This is a genomic window from Streptomyces finlayi (assembly GCF_014216315.1).
Taxonomy (GTDB): domain Bacteria; phylum Actinomycetota; class Actinomycetes; order Streptomycetales; family Streptomycetaceae; genus Streptomyces; species Streptomyces finlayi_A.
Map to the genome: position 1 here is coordinate 6,180,355 of NZ_CP045702.1, position 17,440 is coordinate 6,197,794.

The 17,440-nt window shown below is 67.9% G+C and carries 14 protein-coding genes and 1 tRNA gene; 8 read left to right on the forward strand and 7 right to left on the reverse strand.

The genetic code is table 11. The annotated features are described in order from the left end of the window. Positions 1-54 precede the first annotated feature (54 nt). From F0344_RS28265 to F0344_RS28285, 5 genes are all read left to right on the forward strand, one after another. On the forward strand, positions 55-933 hold the full coding sequence (locus tag F0344_RS28265; protein ID WP_185301450.1) for a helix-turn-helix domain-containing protein: 879 nt from the start codon (positions 55-57) through the stop codon (positions 931-933). A gap of 25 nt (positions 934-958) precedes the next feature. Further along, positions 959-1,285 (forward strand): chorismate mutase, encoded by a 327-nt coding sequence (locus F0344_RS28270; protein WP_185301451.1) that lies wholly within the window; start codon positions 959-961, stop codon positions 1,283-1,285. Positions 1,286-1,417: 132 nt separating this feature from the next. Continuing rightward, positions 1,418-3,922 carry an aminopeptidase N gene (pepN, locus tag F0344_RS28275; protein WP_185301452.1) on the forward strand — a complete coding sequence of 835 codons (2,505 nt, stop codon included), beginning with the start codon at positions 1,418-1,420 and terminating at the stop codon, positions 3,920-3,922. Between the two features lie 240 nt (positions 3,923-4,162). Then, positions 4,163-5,557, forward strand: coding sequence for a pyridoxal phosphate-dependent decarboxylase family protein (locus tag F0344_RS28280; protein ID WP_185301453.1), 1,395 nt, complete (start codon positions 4,163-4,165; stop codon positions 5,555-5,557). Next, positions 5,554-6,984, forward strand: coding sequence for a lysine N(6)-hydroxylase/L-ornithine N(5)-oxygenase family protein (locus tag F0344_RS28285; protein ID WP_185301454.1), 1,431 nt, complete (start codon positions 5,554-5,556; stop codon positions 6,982-6,984). Before F0344_RS28280 ends, F0344_RS28285 begins: the two co-directional genes overlap by 4 nt. Positions 6,985-7,047: 63 nt before the next feature. On the opposite strand, the gene F0344_RS28290 is transcribed toward F0344_RS28285, so the two are convergent. Next, positions 7,048-8,853: a bifunctional metallophosphatase/5'-nucleotidase gene (locus tag F0344_RS28290; protein ID WP_185301455.1), complete on the reverse strand. Its 1,806-nt coding sequence runs from the start codon at positions 8,851-8,853 to the stop codon at positions 7,048-7,050. A 125-nt stretch (positions 8,854-8,978) separates the two neighbouring features. On the opposite strand from F0344_RS28290, the gene F0344_RS28295 reads away from it, so the two are divergent. Beyond that, positions 8,979-9,689, forward strand: coding sequence for an SIMPL domain-containing protein (locus F0344_RS28295; RefSeq protein WP_185301456.1), 711 nt, complete (start codon positions 8,979-8,981; stop codon positions 9,687-9,689). 120 nt (positions 9,690-9,809) lie between these two features. Next, complete coding sequence (gene pyk / locus F0344_RS28300; RefSeq protein ID WP_185301457.1) at positions 9,810-11,243, forward strand: pyruvate kinase; 1,434 nt, start codon at positions 9,810-9,812, stop codon at positions 11,241-11,243. A 6-nt stretch (positions 11,244-11,249) separates the two neighbouring features. On the opposite strand, the gene F0344_RS28305 is transcribed toward pyk, so the two are convergent. Both F0344_RS28305 and F0344_RS28310 read right to left on the reverse strand, forming a co-directional pair. Next, a complete protein-coding gene (locus F0344_RS28305; protein WP_185301458.1) occupies positions 11,250-12,008 on the reverse strand; it encodes a helix-turn-helix domain-containing protein in 759 nt (252 codons plus the stop codon). Positions 12,009-12,117: 109 nt separating this feature from the next. Then, positions 12,118-12,192 (reverse strand) — tRNA-Leu (locus F0344_RS28310). A gap of 98 nt (positions 12,193-12,290) precedes the next feature. Here F0344_RS28310 and F0344_RS28315 point away from each other — a divergent pair. Continuing rightward, positions 12,291-12,947, forward strand: a complete 657-nt coding sequence (locus F0344_RS28315; protein ID WP_185301459.1) for an ANTAR domain-containing response regulator — start codon at positions 12,291-12,293, stop codon at positions 12,945-12,947. An 86-nt stretch (positions 12,948-13,033) separates the two neighbouring features. Here the strand turns inward: F0344_RS28315 and F0344_RS28320 are convergent, their stop codons facing one another. The 4 genes from F0344_RS28320 to F0344_RS28335 are packed head-to-tail and all read right to left on the reverse strand — an operon-like array spanning position 13,034 to position 17,374. After that, positions 13,034-13,750 carry an ABC transporter ATP-binding protein gene (locus F0344_RS28320; RefSeq protein ID WP_185301460.1) on the reverse strand — a complete coding sequence of 239 codons (717 nt, stop codon included), beginning with the start codon at positions 13,748-13,750 and terminating at the stop codon, positions 13,034-13,036. Next, positions 13,747-14,652: an ABC transporter ATP-binding protein gene (locus F0344_RS28325; RefSeq protein WP_185302939.1), complete on the reverse strand. Its 906-nt coding sequence runs from the start codon at positions 14,650-14,652 to the stop codon at positions 13,747-13,749. The genes F0344_RS28320 and F0344_RS28325 overlap by 4 nt, the downstream gene beginning before the upstream one ends. Before the next feature lie 5 nt (positions 14,653-14,657). Then, the gene (locus tag F0344_RS28330; protein WP_185301461.1) at positions 14,658-16,439 is read right to left on the reverse strand and encodes a branched-chain amino acid ABC transporter permease; all 1,782 of its coding nucleotides are present in this window, start codon (positions 16,437-16,439) and stop codon (positions 14,658-14,660) included. Positions 16,440-16,444: 5 nt separating this feature from the next. Then, positions 16,445-17,374: a branched-chain amino acid ABC transporter permease gene (locus F0344_RS28335; protein WP_185301462.1), complete on the reverse strand. Its 930-nt coding sequence runs from the start codon at positions 17,372-17,374 to the stop codon at positions 16,445-16,447. Positions 17,375-17,440 lie beyond the last annotated feature (66 nt).

The following is a 17,440-nucleotide window of genomic DNA, read 5'->3' on the forward strand; positions in this document are numbered from 1 at the left end:
CTGCTGTTTGGACACAACGTGAAGCAGAACGAAGAACGGGAGGGGAGTCGGCCGATGTACCACACATGGATGCGCTTCTTCACTCCCAGCCCGCTCCACCACCGCCTGGGCCTGGTCTGTCTCGGCGTGGGGCTCCAGCACGGCGCCCTGCCACCGGTCGGCCCACGCACCCTCGACCACCACGTGGCCGTGATCATCAACTCGGGGAGCGGCTGGTTCATCGGCCCCGACGGCAGACGCCTGACCGTCACCGCCCCCAGCCTCATCTGGCTCACCCCAGGCACCCCCCACCACTACGGGGCCGATCCCGGCACCGGCTGGGACGAGAGCTTCGTCGACTTCACCGGCCCCGCCACCACCACGTACACCGAACTCGGCTGCATCGAACCGGACCGCCCCCTCGTCCCGCTCTCCGACACCGGCGGACCCCGCGCCGCCGTCAGCCGCATCGTGCGCGCCGCCCGCCGCGGCAACCCGCTGCTCGAAGTCGAGACAGGAGCCGCCGTCCACGAACTCCTCGTATCGCTGCGCAGGGCCCGCGCCGACATCGGGCCCGACGGCGACCCCGTACTCCAGGCCCTGGCCCGCGACGCGTTCCAGCCGCTGTCCGTCGCCGAGCACGCCTCCCGCCACGGCATGACACCCGCCGAACTGCGCTCCGCGGTACGCCGCGGCGCCGGATGCAGCCCCAAGGACTTCCTGCTCGGCATCCGGCTCGGCCGCGCCAAGGAACTCCTCGCCGCGACGGACCTGCCCGTCGCCGCGGTAGCCCGCCGCGTGGGCTACGACGACCCGGCCTACTTCTCCCGGCTGTTCGCCCGCCGCGTCGGCACCGCCCCCGTCCGCTTCCGCGAACAACAAGGACGCAGTGTCCCGGGCGGCTGGAGCGACACCATCCCCGACCCGGCACACCCGCCGACGATCAACGGCTAGGACCCTTCGCCTAAGCTCGCTGACCATGACCACGAGCGACATCGACGAGTCCGTACGCGCCGAGCTGAACCGGCTGCGCGAGAGCATCGACAACATCGACGCCGCAGTCGTCCATATGCTCGCCGAGCGCTTCAAGTGCACCCAGCAGGTCGGCCACCTCAAAGCCGAGCACCACCTGCCGCCCGCCGACCCCGCCCGCGAAGGCCGGCAGATCGCCCGCCTTCGACAGCTCGCCGAGAGCGCGAAGCTGGACCCGGCGTTCGCCGAGAAGCTGCTGAACTTCGTCGTGGCCGAAGTCATCCGCCACCACGAGCGGATCGCCGAGGAATCGGCGAACGGCGACACCGCCTAGACAGCGCGCCGGGCCGCCCGCGAAACGGCCCGGCACACCCCCCGCCCGTGCCCCCGACACAGGCCCCGGCCCCCGGTCAGCCCTGCGAGAACCCGGCTGCGCACCCGCGCACGCGTACGGCAGCATGGGCGCATGTCCGTACTGACGCGCAACGAAGCGCAGACCCGAGCCCAGCTACTCGACGTGACCCGGTACACGATCGACCTGGATCTCACCGCCGGCGAGGAGACCTTCGACTCCCGCACCGTCATCCACTTCACCGCCCACGCGGCCGGAGACACGTTCGTCGAGCTCAAGCCCGCCACCCTGCGCTCCGTCACGCTCGACGGACAGCCCCTCGACCCGGACCTCCTCGCCGAGAACCGCTACCCCCTCACCGCCCTCACCGCCGGCCCGCACGAACTGCGCACCGACGCCACCATGCGCTACTCCCGCACCGGCGAAGGCATGCACCGCTTCACCGACCCCACCGACGGTGAAACCTACGTCTACACCCAGCTCTTCATGGACGACGTCCAGCGCGTCTTCACCGCGTTCGACCAGCCCGACCTCAAATCCGTCTTCGAGATCAGCGTCACCGCCCCCGACAGCTGGACCGTCCTCGGCAACGGCATCGCCGAACACACCGGCGACGGCCACTGGACCATCGCCCCCACCCCCCTCATCTCCACCTACCTCGTCGCCGTCGCCGCCGGCCCCTGGTACTCCGTCACCACCGAACACGCCGGACTGCCCTTCGGTATCCACTGCCGCCGCTCCCTCGCCCCGTACCTCGACGCCGACGCCGACGAGATCCTCGACATCACACGCGCCTGCTTCGACCGGTACCACGAGAAATTCGACGAACCGTACCCCTTCGACTCCTACGACCAGGCCTTCGTCCCCGAGTTCAACGCGGGCGCCATGGAGAACCCCGGCCTCGTCACCTTCCGCGACGAATTCGTCTACCGCTCCGCCGTCACCGACACCGAACGCCAGACCCGCGCCATGGTCATCTCCCACGAAATGGCCCACATGTGGTTCGGCGACCTCGTCACCCTCTCCTGGTGGGACGACATCTGGCTCAACGAGTCCTTCGCCGAATACATGGGCTACCAGACCCTCACCGAAGCCACCCGCTTCACCGACACCTGGGTCGATTTCGGCGTAGCCCGCAAGGGCTGGGGATACGACGCGGACCAGCGGCCCTCCACCCACCCCGTCGCCCCCGACCCCGACGCCGTCCCCGACACCGCGTCCGCCCTCCTCAACTTCGACGGCATCAGCTACGCCAAAGGCGCCTCCGCCCTCCGCCAACTCGTCGCCTGGCTCGGCGAAAAAGACTTCCTCGCCGGCATCAACACCCACTTCGCCCGCCACAAGTTCGCCAACGCCACCCTCGCCGACTTCATCGACAACCTCGCCTCCGCCACCGACCGCGACGTCCACGCCTGGGCCGCACAGTGGCTGCGCACCACCGGCATCGACACACTCACCGCCCACGTCGCCGAAAGCGACAGCCAGTGGTCCCTCACCGTCGACCGCGACGGCAGCCGCCCCCACCGCATCGCCGTCGGCAGCTACGAACACTCCCTCGACACCCAGTCCGGACCGGACCGCCTCGTCCTGCGCGAACGCTTCGAAATCGACGTCCCCCACAACGAACCCACCACGACGCTCCCCGGCCCCCGCCCCGCACTCCTCGTCCTCAACGACGGCGACCTCACCTACGCCAAGGTCCGCCTCGACCCCCAGTCCTGGGACACGGCCCTACGCTGCCTCTCCGGCATCCCCGACCCCCTGACCCGCGCCCTCCTCTGGAACACCGCGCGCGACATGGTCCGCGACGGCGAACTCACCCCCGCCGCCTACCTGTCCGCCGCCCGCACCCACCTCCCCCACGAAACCGACCTCGCCGTCGTCCAGGGCGTCCTCTCCTTCGCGGCCCACCACATCGCCGACCGCTTCCTCACCCCCCAGGACCGCCCCACCGCCCTGGCCACCCTCACCGCCATCTGCCGTGACCTCATCCGGCGCACCGAGGACGGCTCCGCACCCGGCCTGCGCCTCATCGCCGTACGCCACTTCATCGACGCCGCCACCCAGCCCGACGGCATCCAGGACTGGCTCGCCGGCGGCACCGTCCCCGGCGGCCCCGAACTCGACCCCGAACTCCGCTGGCGCATCCTCACCCGCCTCGCCGTCCTCGGCGCCACCGACGAGACCGCCATCGACGCCGAACTCACCCAGGACCCCAGCGCCACCGGACAGGAAGGCGCCGCCCGCTGCCGGGCCGCACTCCCCACCCCCGAAGCCAAAGCCGCCGCCTGGCACGCCATGTTCACCGACGACACACTCTCCAACTACCTCTTCACCGCCACCGCCCAAGGCTTCTGGCAGCCCGAACAGGACACACTCGTACGGGAGTACGTACCCCGCTACTACCCCGACGCCACCGCCCTCGCCATCCGCCGCGGCCCCGCCATCGCCGACGCCGCAGGCCGCTACGCCTTCCCTGCCACCACCGTCGACACCCAGAGCCTCGACCTCGGCACCCGGGCACTCGACGACCAGCCCCTCATCCCCGCACTGCGCCGCAAACTCGTCGACCAGCTCGACGACCTCCGCCGCGCCCTCACCGTCCGCGACGCCCACTGACCCCACCCGGTCCACGCACCACCCGACTCACGCACCACCCGAACCACCGCACCACCCGTGCCCGGCCACCCTCCCCAAGGGCGGCCGGGCACACCCATAGCAGGTGAACCCCCGGCAAACACACCCCACGCACCAGCAGTACCCCTTTAGGGTTCCGATCGTTGTGCTCTTCGGCCGCGCCCACCGCAACCTGGACAAGCTGGCACGTCCACCACCGCGCACCCGAAGGGCCACACCACCATGCCCACCCCACCCCTCGCCGGAGGCACCGCAGGCCCCGCAGCCCTGCGCCCCCTCCTCGACACGGTGCTCACCGCCCTGGAACAGGGAGCCACCCGGCGCGGCGGACCACTCCCCGCAGGCGGCCCCGACAACGCCACCTCCCGGATGCGCACCGCCGGCCCCCTCATCCCCGACACCGGAACCGGCGCCGAAAACGCCCTGCGCACCCTCGTCACCGCCCTCACCGAAGGCGCCGCAGACCCCGCACACCCCCACTGCGCCGCCCACCTCCACACCCCACCCCTCGCACTCGCCGCCGCCGCGGACCTCGCCGCCTCCGCACTCAACCCCTCCATGGACTCCTGGGACCAAGCCCCCGCCGCCTCAGCCCTCGAAGCCGACCTCACCGCCGCACTCGCCACCGAGATCTACCCCCACGCCACCACACCCGACGCCGTCATCACCACCGGCGGCACCGAAGCCAACCAGCTCGCCCTCCTCCTCGCCCGCGAACGCCACGGCCCCGTACAGACCATCTGCGCAGCCAACACCCACCACAGCATCACCCGCGCCACCTGGCTCCTCGGACTCCCCGCACCCGTCGTCGTCCCCGCCCCCACCGGCGTCATGGACCTCACCGCACTCGCCGAAGCCCTCACCCGCCACCAACACCCCCTCCTCGTCACCGCCACCGCCGGCACCACCGACACCGGACAGATCGACCCCCTCGACGCCGTCGCCGACCTCTGCGCCACCCACGGAGCCGAACTCCACATCGACGCCGCCTACGGCGGACCCCTCCTCTTCAGCCCCACCCACCAACACACCCTCCACGGCCTCGACCGCGCCCAAAGCGTCACCCTCGACCTCCACAAACTCGGCTGGCAGCCCGCCCCCGCCTCACTCCTCGCCGTACCCGACCACCACCACCTCGACCCACTCCACCACCACGCCCCCTACCTCAACGCCGACGACGACACAGAAGCCGGACTCCCCGACCTCCTCGGCCGCTCCCTGCGCACCACCCGCAGACCCGACGCCCTCAAAATCGCCGTCACCCTCCAGGCACTCGGCCGCACCGGACTCGCCGACCTCATCGACCGCACCCTCGCCACAGCCCACCAACTCGCCGACCTCATCACCCAACACCCCACCCTCGACCTCTACCAACGCCCCACCATCAGCACCGTCCTCTTCCGCCCCACCGGCGCCACCGACCACACCGTCGCCACCATCCGCCGCACCCTCCTCAACCGCGGACACGCCGTACTCGGCCGCGCCGAAGCCAAAGGCCACCGCTGGCTCAAAGCAACCCTCCTCAACCCCCACACCACCCCCCACGACCTCCACACCCTCATCAACCACGTCACCACCGTCACAGACGACCTCACGGAAGGCAGCACACCCCGATGACCGACCGGCCCACCCCCGAACCCGACCAGCCACACGACCTCGTCGGCATCGGCATCGGCCCCTTCAACCTCTCCCTCGCAGCCCTCGCCCACGGCGTACCCGCCACACCCGGACACCCCCAACCACTCGCCGCCACCTTCTACGAACAACGCCCCGCCTTCCACTGGCACCCCGGCCTCCTCATCGACGGCGCCAGCCTCCAAGTCCCCTTCCTCGCCGACCTCGTCACCCTCGCCGACCCCGCCAGCCCCTGGTCCTTCCTCAACTACCTACGCAGCCGCGACCGCCTCTTCCCCTTCTACTTCGCCGAGCGCTTCCACATCCAACGCGCCGAATACGACGCCTACTGCCGCTGGGTCAGCAACCAACTCCCCGGACTCCACTTCGGCCACCAGGTCGACGCCGTCCGCTGGAACACCGAACGCAACCTCTTCGAAGTCGACTTCACCCAACTCGACACCGACGGCGAAGCCGAAGCACTCGGCCGCGCCTACACCCGCCACGTCGCCATCGGAGTCGGCACCGAACCCTTCATCCCCGAACACCTCAAACCCCTCGCCGAAGCCCACTCCGTCCCCGTCATCCACTCCGCCGACTACCTCACCCACCGCGAAAACCTCCTCAAAGCCGAACACATCACCGTCATCGGCTCAGGCCAGTCCGGCGCCGAGATCTTCCTCGACCTCCTCCGCGCCCGCCCCACCGGAGCCGAAAGAATCCACTGGCTCGCCCGCACCGCAGCCTTCGCCCCCATGGAGTACTCCAAACTCGGCCTCGAACACTTCACCCCCGACTACAGCCGCTACTTCCACGCCCTCCCCGAATCCGTACGCGACGAACTCGTCCCCCACCAATGGCAACTCCACAAAGGCATCGACGCCGACACCATCGCCGCCATCCACGACGAGCTCTACCGACGCACCCTCCACGGCGGCTGGCCCGACGCCACCCTCACCCCCGGCGTCTGCGTACGCACCGCAGGCCGCCTCGCCAACACCCGCGTCGAACTCCACCTCGAACACACCCAGCAAGGCACCCGCTCCCGCCTCACCACCGACGCCGTCGTCCTCGCCACCGGCTACCGCGAACGCCCCCTCGACGGCCTCCTCACCGGCCTCGACCCCTACCTGCGCCGCGACACCTCCGCACGCCCCCGCATCGACAACCACTTCCGCCTCGACCTCGACCCCACCGTCACCGGCCACATCTACGTACAGAACGCCGAACGCCACACCCACGGCGTCGGCGCCCCCGACCTCGGCCTCGCCGCCTGGCGCAGCGCCACCATCCTCAACGACCTCACCGGAACCAACCCCTACCCCCTCCCCGACCGCACCGCCTTCACCACCTTCGGCCTCACCCCCGCCAACAACCCCACAATCCCCGCCCAGAACCCCGCACGCGTCCCCCTCGTCCAAACCAACTGACCACCGACACGCAAAAAGCGGCCGCCCCCAGCCCAACCGGGGAACGGCCGCCACTGCTCACGGCTAGAACACCGGGACACCGTCCCGCGTCAACCGCCACCCCACCAACGCGAACTCCGCCGGATCCACCGACCCCTTCGCCTTCACCCAGTTGATGATCGTGTTACGGATCTCGTCCGAATCCGCCCACACCTGCTTCGCACCCGGCACATGCGGGAAATTCCCCCCACCACTCGCCCGATAGTTGTTCACCGCCAACACGAACTGCGCCGCCGGATCGATCGCCGCACCCTCGAACGTCAGACCCACGATCCGCGAACCCACCGGCTTCGCGATGTCGACGTCATACGCCACCCCCGACACCGCGTCATAGTTGTAATCCGGAATACCGTCCGCATTCGTCAGCTTCGACGTATCCACCGGCACACCCGCGGCCGTCCGCACGTAATACCGCGCCGAGTACTCCAGGTAATCCTTCAACTGCGCACCCGTCAGCAACCGCGCCTCAAGCGTGTTCTCGAACGGATACAGCCCCGCCGCGTCCCTGATCGTCACCTCGCCCGCCGGAATCCCCGCCGTACGCGAGAAACACGACGCCTGCGACAACACCGGCAACGCCGCGTACGCACCACCCGCCAGCCCCGCCCTCACCGTCTCCGACTGCACCTGATTGATCAGATCGATGATCGGCTCGTCCAGCCACGGCGCCCGCGCCGTCGACATCGCCACCACCGACGTACCGATGACCTGATTCACATAGGCCACCACCTTCGTGTGCTCATCACCCAGCAGCGACGTGATCTTCGGGTCCTCCGCCACCTCGTTCGAGTTCAGCACCTCCGCGCCGACCTTCTCGACCGACCAACGGCCCCGCTCCCAGACCAGATCGAAGTCGAACAACGTCAGCCGCTGCCCCCACTTCAACGGCTCCGACAACACGACCTGCTTCCCCGTCGCCTCGTTCGTCACGAAGTACTCGGGAATCTCCGTATGCGCATGCCCCACCAGAATCGCGTCGATCCCCGGAACCTGCTCCGCCACCAGACCCGCCGCGTTCTCCACATACGGCAACTGATCCCCGTACGACGACGTACCACTCGAACCCGAATGCGCCGACACGATCACCACATCCGCGCCCATCGACCGCAGCTTCGGAACCCAGTGCGCCGCCTGCTCCTCAAGACCCGGGAACACCATCTTCCCGCCCACATGCGCCTTGTCCCAGATCGCGATCCCAGGATTCGTCAGCCCCAGCACCGCCACCCGCACATCCCGCCCCTGCGGCGTACGAAGCCGCTTCATCACATACGGGGCGAACGCAGGCCGCAACGTCTTCGCATCCAGCGCGTTCGCACCCAGCAGCGGGAAATCACACTGCTCCTCGAACTTCCGCAGCACCGGAATGCCGTAGTTGAACTCATGATTGCCGAGAGCCGCCGCGTCGTACCCGATCGCGTTCATGGCCTGCGCCATCGGATGCACCGGACCACGCTTCGCCGTGATCGGGTCGACCTTCGCGTAGTAGTACGAGAGCTGCGTGCCCTGAATCGTGTCACCCGCGTCGATCAGCAGCGTGTTGTGCCGCCCCCGCTCCTCCCGGACCCGGTCGACGAGCGTGGAGATCTTCGCCAGACCGACATCGTTGTGAGCCTTGTCGTCGAACTCCTTGTCCGTGAAGTAGTCCCAGTTGAAGACATTGCCGTGCAGGTCGGTCGTCCCCATCACGGTGAAGGAGTACCGCTTCGCCGGACGGCGCCGGCTCACCGACTCCGCCGCCACGGCCTGCCCCGCGACAGCACCGCCCGCTATCGCCACACCCGCACCGGCAGCAGCCGAACGGCCCAGAAACGTCCTACGGTTCAACGGCATCCTTGACTCCTCGTTCAATCGAGCAACGCGCGTAGATTCTGGCCCAGTCAGCACCTCACACAACACCCCGGGCAGGTTTCGATCTGATGACCACCACGCGCACGCCCCCGTGCCACAGTGAACGCATGACCGAAAACGACACCCCCCGCCCCTACGGAACACCGCAAACCCCCCGCATCACCGTCCGCGGCGAAGCCCGCATCGAAGCCGACCCCGAGACCGCCCGCATCTACGTCACCGTCTCCGCCCGCGGCACCGACCGACGCACCGCCCTCGACGACCTCACCCGACGCAACACCCAAGCCATCAACCTGATCAAGAGCTACGGCGAAGCCATCGACACACTCGAAACAGGCACCCTCTCCATCAGCCCGGAACTCACCCGCCACGGCCGCGGCGAACGCGTCCGCGCCTACCACGGCAACGTCCAGCTCAACGTCACCCTCACCGACTTCACCGCACTCGGCGAACTCACCAGCCGCCTCGCCGACCAGGAACTCACCCGCGTCGAAGGCCCCTGGTGGGCCCTCCGCCCCGACTCACCCGTCCACTCCGCCGCCCGCCGCCAAGCCGTACGCGAAGCCGTCCAGCGAGCCCGCGAATACGCCGAGGCCCTCAACACCGAACTCGGCGCCCTCCTGGAACTCGCCGACACCGGCACAGGCATCGGCCGCCCCGAACGCGCCGGATTCGCCGGCCAACGGATCGCCTACAGCGCAGCCGGCACGACAGAACTCGCCACCGACGCGGAACCCATCGACCTCGAACCCGTACGCCAGACCGTCCACGCCCAGGTCGAAGCGTCGTTCACCATCGCCCCACCCGCACTTCGATAGACGCTCATCAGAGCACCCCGCCGCACAATTCAACACTTGTCAATAACCCTTCACCCAAAGGTTGTTGAGGTGTCATGCAGAGCCAATTACCTACCGATAGGTAAGGTCTAGGCTCAAACCATGCGCCGAGCAAAAATCGTTTGTACCCTGGGACCCGCAACCGACACATACGACCAGATCAAGGCATTGGTCGAAGCCGGAATGGACATCGCCCGCCTCAACCTCAGCCACGGCACCTACGCCGAACACGAAGCGCGCTACCACCACGTACGCACCGCATCCGACGAAACCGGCCGCAGCGTCGGCATCCTCGCCGACCTTCAAGGTCCGAAGATCCGCCTCGGACGCTTCCGCGAAGGCCCCGTACTCCTTGAACGCGGCGACGACTTCACCATCACCGTCGAACCCATGGAAGGCGACCGCCACGCCTGCGGCACCACCTACGAGGGCCTCGCCGCCGACGTCACCACCGGCGAACGCATCCTCATCGACGACGGCCGCGTCACCCTCGAAGTCACCGAAGTCGACGGACCGCGCGTCCACACCACCGTCATCGAAGGCGGCATGGTCTCCGACCACAAGGGACTCAACCTCCCCGGCGTCGCCGTCTCCGTCCCCGCCCTCTCCGAAAAGGACATCGACGACCTCCGCTGGGCCCTGCGCACCGGCGCCGACATCATCGCCCTCTCCTTCGTACGCAGCGGACGCGACATCGACGACGTCCACCGCGTCATGAAGGAGGAGAACCGCCACCTCCCCGTCATCGCCAAAGTCGAAAAGCCCCAGGCCGTCGACAACATCGACGGCATCGTCGCCGCCTTCGACGGCATCATGGTCGCCCGCGGAGACCTCGGCGTCGAAATGCCCCTGGAACAGGTCCCGATCGTCCAGAAGCGCGCCATCAAACTCGCCAGGCGCAACGCCAAACCGGTCATCGTCGCCACCCAGATGCTCGACTCGATGATCGACAACTCCCGCCCCACCCGCGCCGAAGCCTCCGACGTCGCCAACGCGGTCATCGACGGCACGGACGCCGTGATGCTCTCCGGCGAGACCAGCGTCGGCAAGTACCCCGTCGAAACCGTCCGCACGATGTCCCGCATCGTCGAAGCCGCCGAGGAAGACATCCTCGCCAAGGGCCTCCCGCCCCTCACCGACCGCAACAAACCCCGCACCCAAGGCGGCGCCGTCGCCCGCGCGGCCGCCGAAATGGGCGACTTCCTCGGCGCGAAGTTCCTGGTCGCCTTCACCCAGAGCGGCGACACGGTCAAACGTCTCTCCCGCTACCGCTCCCCGATCCCGCTCCTGGCCTTCACTCCCGACCAGGCCACCCGCTCCCAGCTCAACCTCACCTGGGGCGTGGAAACGTTCCTCGGTCCGCACGTCGACTCGACGGACGCGATGGTGGCCCAGGTCGACGAGGAGCTCCTGCGGATCGGCCGCTGCCGGAAGGGCGACGTCGTGGTGATCACGGCAGGCTCCCCGCCGGGAGTGGCCGGCTCGACGAACCTGGTCCGCGTCCACCGCATCGGCGAGGACGACAGCCCGAAGTAGGCAGCTTCAGTATTTCGGCCCGACGTGGGCGTCCATCAGTGAGACGGACGCCCGTCGGGCTACGGAGATGTTGCGCGAGTTGGGTCGCTTCCACTCGACGCCAACCAGGTCCAGCGTGTCGGTGAATAGCCCCATGATGTCGGCGGACAGGTTGCTGAAGAAGTAGCGCGGGTACTCGTAGCGGCGCTGCTTCCCGCCGATGAGTCGGGTGGTCCAGTTGATGACGCGGCAGCCGTCGGAGTGGATCAGGCCCCGGATGAACTCCCAGGGATGCGCATCGACGATATTTTGCTGCCAGGGTTCGAGGGCAATCCTGCGGTCATGCTTCTTGCCGGACCCGTGCTGGGGGAAGAAGCAGGGCCAGTGCTTGCTGAAGCTTGTGACGTACTGACAGCCCTGACTTTGCACCCGGCATACCTTGTTGGAAGGCCGAACCTTCCGTATGGCTTCGGCGTAGGCATCAATCAGGCCCGGCCATGCGTCAGCGCACGCGATACGAAGTGAGTACACACCCCGCCGGTTGGCGCTGATGCAGCCGTCACCGAGATATAGGCCGAGTAAGTAGCTGTAGGCAACGGGGTCTTGAGGTGCCACGGGTGTGTCGCAGCATCTGGGGCAGGGGGTGGAGCGGTCTAGAGGGGCAATCCGGACCAGCCATGAGCGGATCGCGGCACGGGAAATGCCGGTCTGCTTACTCACGGAGTTCTGGCTGAAACCCTGATCGAGGAGGGCCAGCGCGCGCTTGCGCGTTTCAAGGTCGTACACGTGGCCGAGCCTGACCGGATCGACCTGCTCGGAAGTGGAAACGGCACTGCAGTCACACGATCACGTGAATGTCTGCCGTTTCCCTGCAACCTTCGAATCGAAGGAAAAGTGCCCCGAGTCGGACTCGAACCGACACTGTATGGGTTTTGAATCCATTGCCTGCTGCCAATTGGGCTACCGGGGCTTGCGGAATCGAAGGATTCTTGCGACCCGCTGCGCGACCACCATACCGCAGCTAGGTAGGCTCAAGGCAGCTGCATCTGCCCCGCAACGAGGAGCCCCGTGACCACCCCCGAGTCGCCCCAGCCCGTAGACGCCGTCGACGACGACAAGTCGCACGTCCCGCCGCTGACGACCCGTGTCGTCATCGCCGAGGACGAGGCCCTCATCCGCCTCGACCTCAAAGAGATGCTGGAGGAAGAGGGCTACTCGGTCGTCGGTGAGGCCGGTGACGGGCAGCAGGCCGTCGAGCTGGCCCGGGAGCACAAGCCGGACCTCGTGATCCTCGATGTGAAGATGCCCGTGCTCGACGGGATCTCCGCAGCGGAGAAGATCACCGAGGAGTCCATCGCGCCGGTCCTGATGCTCACCGCGTTCTCGCAGCGCGACCTCGTCGAGCGGGCCAGGGACGCCGGGGCGATGGCGTACCTCGTGAAGCCGTTCAGCAAGAGCGACGTGGTGCCGGCCATCGAGATGGCGGTGTCGCGGTTCGCGGAGCTGAAGGCGCTGGAGGGTGAGGTCGCGGACCTCTCGCAGCGGCTGGAGACCCGGAAGCTGGTCGACCGTGCGAAGAGCATCCTGCAGACGGACTACGGCCTCTCCGAGCCCGCCGCGTTCCGCTGGATCCAGAAGACGTCGATGGACCGCAGGCTCTCCATGCAGCAGCTCGCCGAGGCGCTCATCGAGGACGCCGAGGAGAAGAAGAAGGCGGCCGAGTAGCCCCGTACACGCACACGTACGAAGGAGGCCCGCACCCCGGATCGATCGGGGTGCGGGCCTCCTTCGCGTGCGGAGTGCGGAGGGTGTCAGTCCTCGCCGAGGTACGCCTTGCGGACGGACTCGTCGTGCAGGAGGTCCGCTCCGGTGCCGGAGAGGACGATCTTGCCGACCTCCATGACGTGCCCCTGGTCCGCGAGGGACAGGGCGGCCTGGGCGTTCTGCTCGACGAGCAGGATCGTGGTGCCCGACGCCTTGAGTTCGACGATGGTCTCCATGATCTTCTGCATCATGATCGGGGAGAGGCCCATGGAGGGCTCGTCGAGCATGAGCAGCTTGGGCTGGGACATGAGGGCGCGTCCCATGGCGAGCATCTGCTGTTCGCCGCCCGAGAGGGTGCCTGCGGCCTGCTTCCGGCGTTCCCCGAGGATGGGGAAGAGGTCGTAGGCGCGCTGGACGTCCTTCTCGATGCCTGCCTTGTCGTTGCGGAGGTAGGCGCCGAGGAGGAGGTTCTCGGTGATCGTCAGCCGGGGGAAGATGTGGCGTCCCTCGGGGGAGTGGGCGAGGCCCAGTGCGACGATCTTGTGTGCGGGGATGTTGGCGAGTGGCTTGCCCTCGAAGAGGATGCGGCCGCCGAGTGGCTTGAGCAGTCCGGAGAGGGTGCGCAGGGTGGTGGTCTTTCCGGCGCCGTTGGTGCCGATGAGGGTGACCACCTGGCCGGCTTCGACGCTGAAGGAGATCCCCTTGACGGCTTCGATCTTGCCGTAGGCGACGCGGAGGTCCTCGACCTCGAGCAGTGCGGTCATCGGGTGTCCTCCTCCTCGGTGGTGGTGTCGGTCTTGGCCGGTGCCGTTCCGGCGGCTTCGGCCTCCGCAGCTTCGACTTCGGCGACTTCTTCGGCGCCGGGGGCGCCTTCGAAGGGGGTGCCGAGGTAGGCGGCGACGACGCGTTCGTCTCCCTGGACGACGTCGGCGGTGCCCTCGACGAGCTTTTCACCCTGGACGAGGACGGTGACGCGGTCGCACAGGTTGAAGATGAAGCGCATGTCGTGCTCGATGACGAGTACGGCGATGCCCTGGTCCCGGATGGCGAAGATGAGCTCTTCGGTGACGCGGGTTTCCTGGGGGTTCATGCCCGCGGTGGGCTCGTCCAGGAGGAGGAGTCCGGGGTCGCTGGCGAGTGCGCGCGCGATTTCCAGCTTGCGCTGGTCTCCGTAGGGGAGGTTGCGTGCGAGGTGGTCGGCCTTGTCCTGCAGGCCGATGAACTCCAGGAGTTCCATGGCGCGTTCGCGGCTGGCGTTCTCGGCCTTCTTGTAGCCGGGGAGGCGCAGGAGCGCGGACCAGAGGCCTTCTTTGGTCCTGGTGTGGCGTCCGACGAGGACGTTCTCCAGGACGGTCATGTTGGCGAAGAGCCGGATGTTCTGGAAGGTGCGGGCGATGCCTGCCTGGGTGACGAGGTGGGGCTTGGGCGGCAGGACGGTGCCCTTGTAGCTGACCTTGCCCTCGGTGGGGACGTAGAGGCCGGTGAGGCAGTTGAAGAAGGTGGTCTTGCCGGCGCCGTTGGGGCCGATGAGACCGACGATCTCGCCCGCGTTGACGGTGAGGTCGACGTTGCGTACGGCGGTGAGTCCGCCGAAGCGCATGGTGACGCCGCTGGCGTCGAGCACGGGGGTGCCGGTCTCGGTGGTGGTCGTGGCTGTCTTGGTCATGTCGGTCACGCCCCCGCCTTCGTGGTTCCGGCGGCCGTGTCGGTGAGTGGTACGTCCGGTGGTACGTCGAGCTGGCCGGTCTCGTGGAATTCGAGTTGCTTCCTGCGGTCGGCGACCAGGCCTTCGGGGCGGAAGCGCATCAGGAGGATGAGTGCGAGTCCGAAGAGGAAGAGCTGGTAGTCCTGCATGAACTGCAGTTTGGCCGGGATCAGGTAGAGCAGTGCGGCGCCGACGAGGGGTCCGCTCAGGGTTCCCATGCCGCCGAGGATGACGGCGGCGAGGAGGAACGCGGAGTTGGGCGGTACGGATCCGGCGAACTGGTACTGCTCGGGGGTGACCGTGTAGGAGACGTGCGCCTGTACGGTTCCGGCGAGTCCGGCGAGGGTGGCGCCGAGGGCGAAGGCGAGCAGCTTGAGCCGGAAGGCGTTGATGCCCATGGCGGTGGCTGCGGTCTCGTCCTCGCGGATGGCGACCCAGGCGCGGCCGATGCGGGATTCGTTGGAGCGGCGGAACACCATGACGACGACGCCGGTGAAGACGAGCATCAGCAGGTAGTAGTTGGCGGACCTGCCGAGGGTGAATCCGCCGATGTCGTGGCTGATCCCGAAGTCGAATCCGAGGATGTTGAGGTCGGGGATGCTCGGGATGCCCTGGGAGCCGTTGGTGAGGTCCGGGCCGCTGACGCCGTTGAGTGCGTTGACGGTGAGCCGGAAGATCTCTCCGAATCCGAGGGTGACGATGGCGAGGTAGTCGCCGCGCAGCCGGAGTGTCGGGGCGCCGATGACGACGCCGAAGACGAGTGAGGCTGCGGCGCCGGTGAGGACGGCGGCCCAGAAGGGGAACTGGACGCCGATGGGTGACATCGGGGAGCCGGAGACCAGGGCGGCGGCGTAGGCGCCGACGCCGAGGAAGGCGACGTATCCGAGGTCGAGGAGGCCGGCGAGGCCGACGACGACGTTGAGGCCGAGTGCCACGGTCGCGAAGATGAGGATGTTCGCGCCGATGAGGGCGTACTGCTCGTTCTGCTGGGTGAAGGGGAAGCAGAACGCCGCGATGAGGGCTGCGGCGACGGTGACGTTGCGGTGCTTGGTGGTGAGTGCGGTGATGCGGGCGATGAGCCCGGCGCGGCTGATCGCGGTGAAGCCGAAGGCTACGGCGATCAGGAAGCCGATGAAGAGTTCGGCGTATTCGGTGTCGATGCCGTACGTGAAGACGTGCAGCCCGATGCCGAAGGCTCCGGCGATGATCAGGATCTCTGCCCAGGCGGGGAGGTCCTTGATGCGCTTCGGCGCGGGGGCGCGGAGGCTGTCGCGGAATCGTTCCCAGGCGTTCGGCGAGCTGTCCTTTTCGAGGGGCAGGTCGCCGGGGAGGCCGAGGGAGGCGATGACGGCGATGAGTGCGCCGGTGGCGCTGACCCAGGCTCCGGGTTCGAGGTTGACGACGCCGCCGAGTTTTGCGGAGATGGCGCCGATGGAGTAGCCGACGACGCCGAGGGTGCCGAGGGCGAGGAGCCGGGTGGGGCTGTTGGTGCCGCCTGGGGTGAGCCAGCGCAGTCCCTTGATGCCGTATCCGGAGAGCGCGAAGAGCAGGGTGAGTGCCGCGCAGATGAGGGCGAGGACCTGGAGGCCGCCGGGGTAGCCGGTGACGGTGAGGTCGCCGGGGAATTCGTCGGTCCAGGTCCAGGCGAGGAAGGTGCCGGTGAGGGCGATGGCCGCGCCCGCCGTGGTGGCGATGCGGGCGGCTGCGGTGGGCAGGGCGAGGAAGGCCGGTGCGTTCTGGGTGGTCATCGGTATCACGCCCTGTCCGCGACGCGTTCGCCCAGCAGGCCCTGGGGCCTGATGAGCAGGACGAGGATGAGGAGGACGAAGGCCCACACGTCCTTCCAGGCGCCGCCTCCGAAGAGTTCCATGCCGGGGACCTCGCTCATGTAGCCGGTGGCGAGGGATTCGGCGATGCCGAGTACGACTCCGCCGAGCATGGCGCCGTAGATGTTGCCGATGCCGCCGAGTACGGCTGCGGTGAAGGCCTTGAGCCCCATGATGAAGCCCATGCGGAAGCCGATCTGGCCGTTCTTGAGCCCGTAGGCGACGGCGGCGACGGCGGCGAACGCGGCACCGATGGCGAAGGCCATGACGATGATGCGGTCGGTGTTGATGCCCATGAGCTTGGCGGTGTCGGGGTCCTGCGAGGTCGCCTGCATGCCGCGGCCTGCGCGGGTCTTCGAGACGAAGAGGCCGAGGGCGATCATGCAGAGGGGGGCCACGACGAGGACGAAGAGGTCTCCGCGTTGGATGTTGGCGCCGAGGATCTCGAACGCCTCACCCTCGAACTGGGGGAAGGAGCGGTCCTTCGTGGCGTTCGGGTACCACATCCACACCGCTTGCTGGAGGGCGAGCGAGAGGCCGATGGCCGTGATGAGGGGGGCTAGGCGTGGTGCTGTGCGCAGGGGCCGGTAGGCGAAGCGTTCAGCGGCCATGCTGATGGCGACGGCGGCGATGACGCCACCGGCGATCATGAGGGGTATCGCAGCTATGAGGGAGAGTCCCGACGGAAGGCCGAGGTAGACCGTGAGGGCACCGAAGCCTCCGATCATGAAGATCTCGCCGTGTGCGAAGTTGATGAGCTGGATGATTCCGTAGACCATCGTGTAACCGATCGCGATGAGACCGTACATCGCGCCGAGGATGAGTCCATTGGCCAGCTGTTGCGGCAGTTCGTTCACCGCAGGGCCTCCGTGGAGTGGTTCGGATATGGCACCGCGCGGGAGCGCTCGTAGCGCTCCCGCGCG

What these genes read in the sequence shown, in the direction of transcription:
- F0344_RS28265 (WP_185301450.1), top strand. Translation starts at nt 55, where the DNA reads ATGTACCACACATGGATGCGCTTCTTCACTCCCAGCCCGCTCCACCAC.
- F0344_RS28270 (WP_185301451.1), top strand. Translation starts at nt 959, where the DNA reads ATGACCACGAGCGACATCGACGAGTCCGTACGCGCCGAGCTGAACCGG.
- pepN (WP_185301452.1), top strand. Translation starts at nt 1,418, where the DNA reads ATGTCCGTACTGACGCGCAACGAAGCGCAGACCCGAGCCCAGCTACTC.
- F0344_RS28280 (WP_185301453.1), top strand. Translation starts at nt 4,163, where the DNA reads ATGCCCACCCCACCCCTCGCCGGAGGCACCGCAGGCCCCGCAGCCCTG.
- F0344_RS28285 (WP_185301454.1), top strand. Translation starts at nt 5,554, where the DNA reads ATGACCGACCGGCCCACCCCCGAACCCGACCAGCCACACGACCTCGTC.
- F0344_RS28290 (WP_185301455.1), bottom strand. Translation starts at nt 8,853, where the DNA reads ATGCCGTTGAACCGTAGGACGTTTCTGGGCCGTTCGGCTGCTGCCGGT.
- F0344_RS28295 (WP_185301456.1), top strand. Translation starts at nt 8,979, where the DNA reads ATGACCGAAAACGACACCCCCCGCCCCTACGGAACACCGCAAACCCCC.
- pyk (WP_185301457.1), top strand. Translation starts at nt 9,810, where the DNA reads ATGCGCCGAGCAAAAATCGTTTGTACCCTGGGACCCGCAACCGACACA.
- F0344_RS28320 (WP_185301460.1), bottom strand. Translation starts at nt 13,750, where the DNA reads ATGACCGCACTGCTCGAGGTCGAGGACCTCCGCGTCGCCTACGGCAAG.
- F0344_RS28325 (WP_185302939.1), bottom strand. Translation starts at nt 14,652, where the DNA reads ATGACCAAGACAGCCACGACCACCACCGAGACCGGCACCCCCGTGCTC.
- F0344_RS28330 (WP_185301461.1), bottom strand. Translation starts at nt 16,439, where the DNA reads ATGACCACCCAGAACGCACCGGCCTTCCTCGCCCTGCCCACCGCAGCC.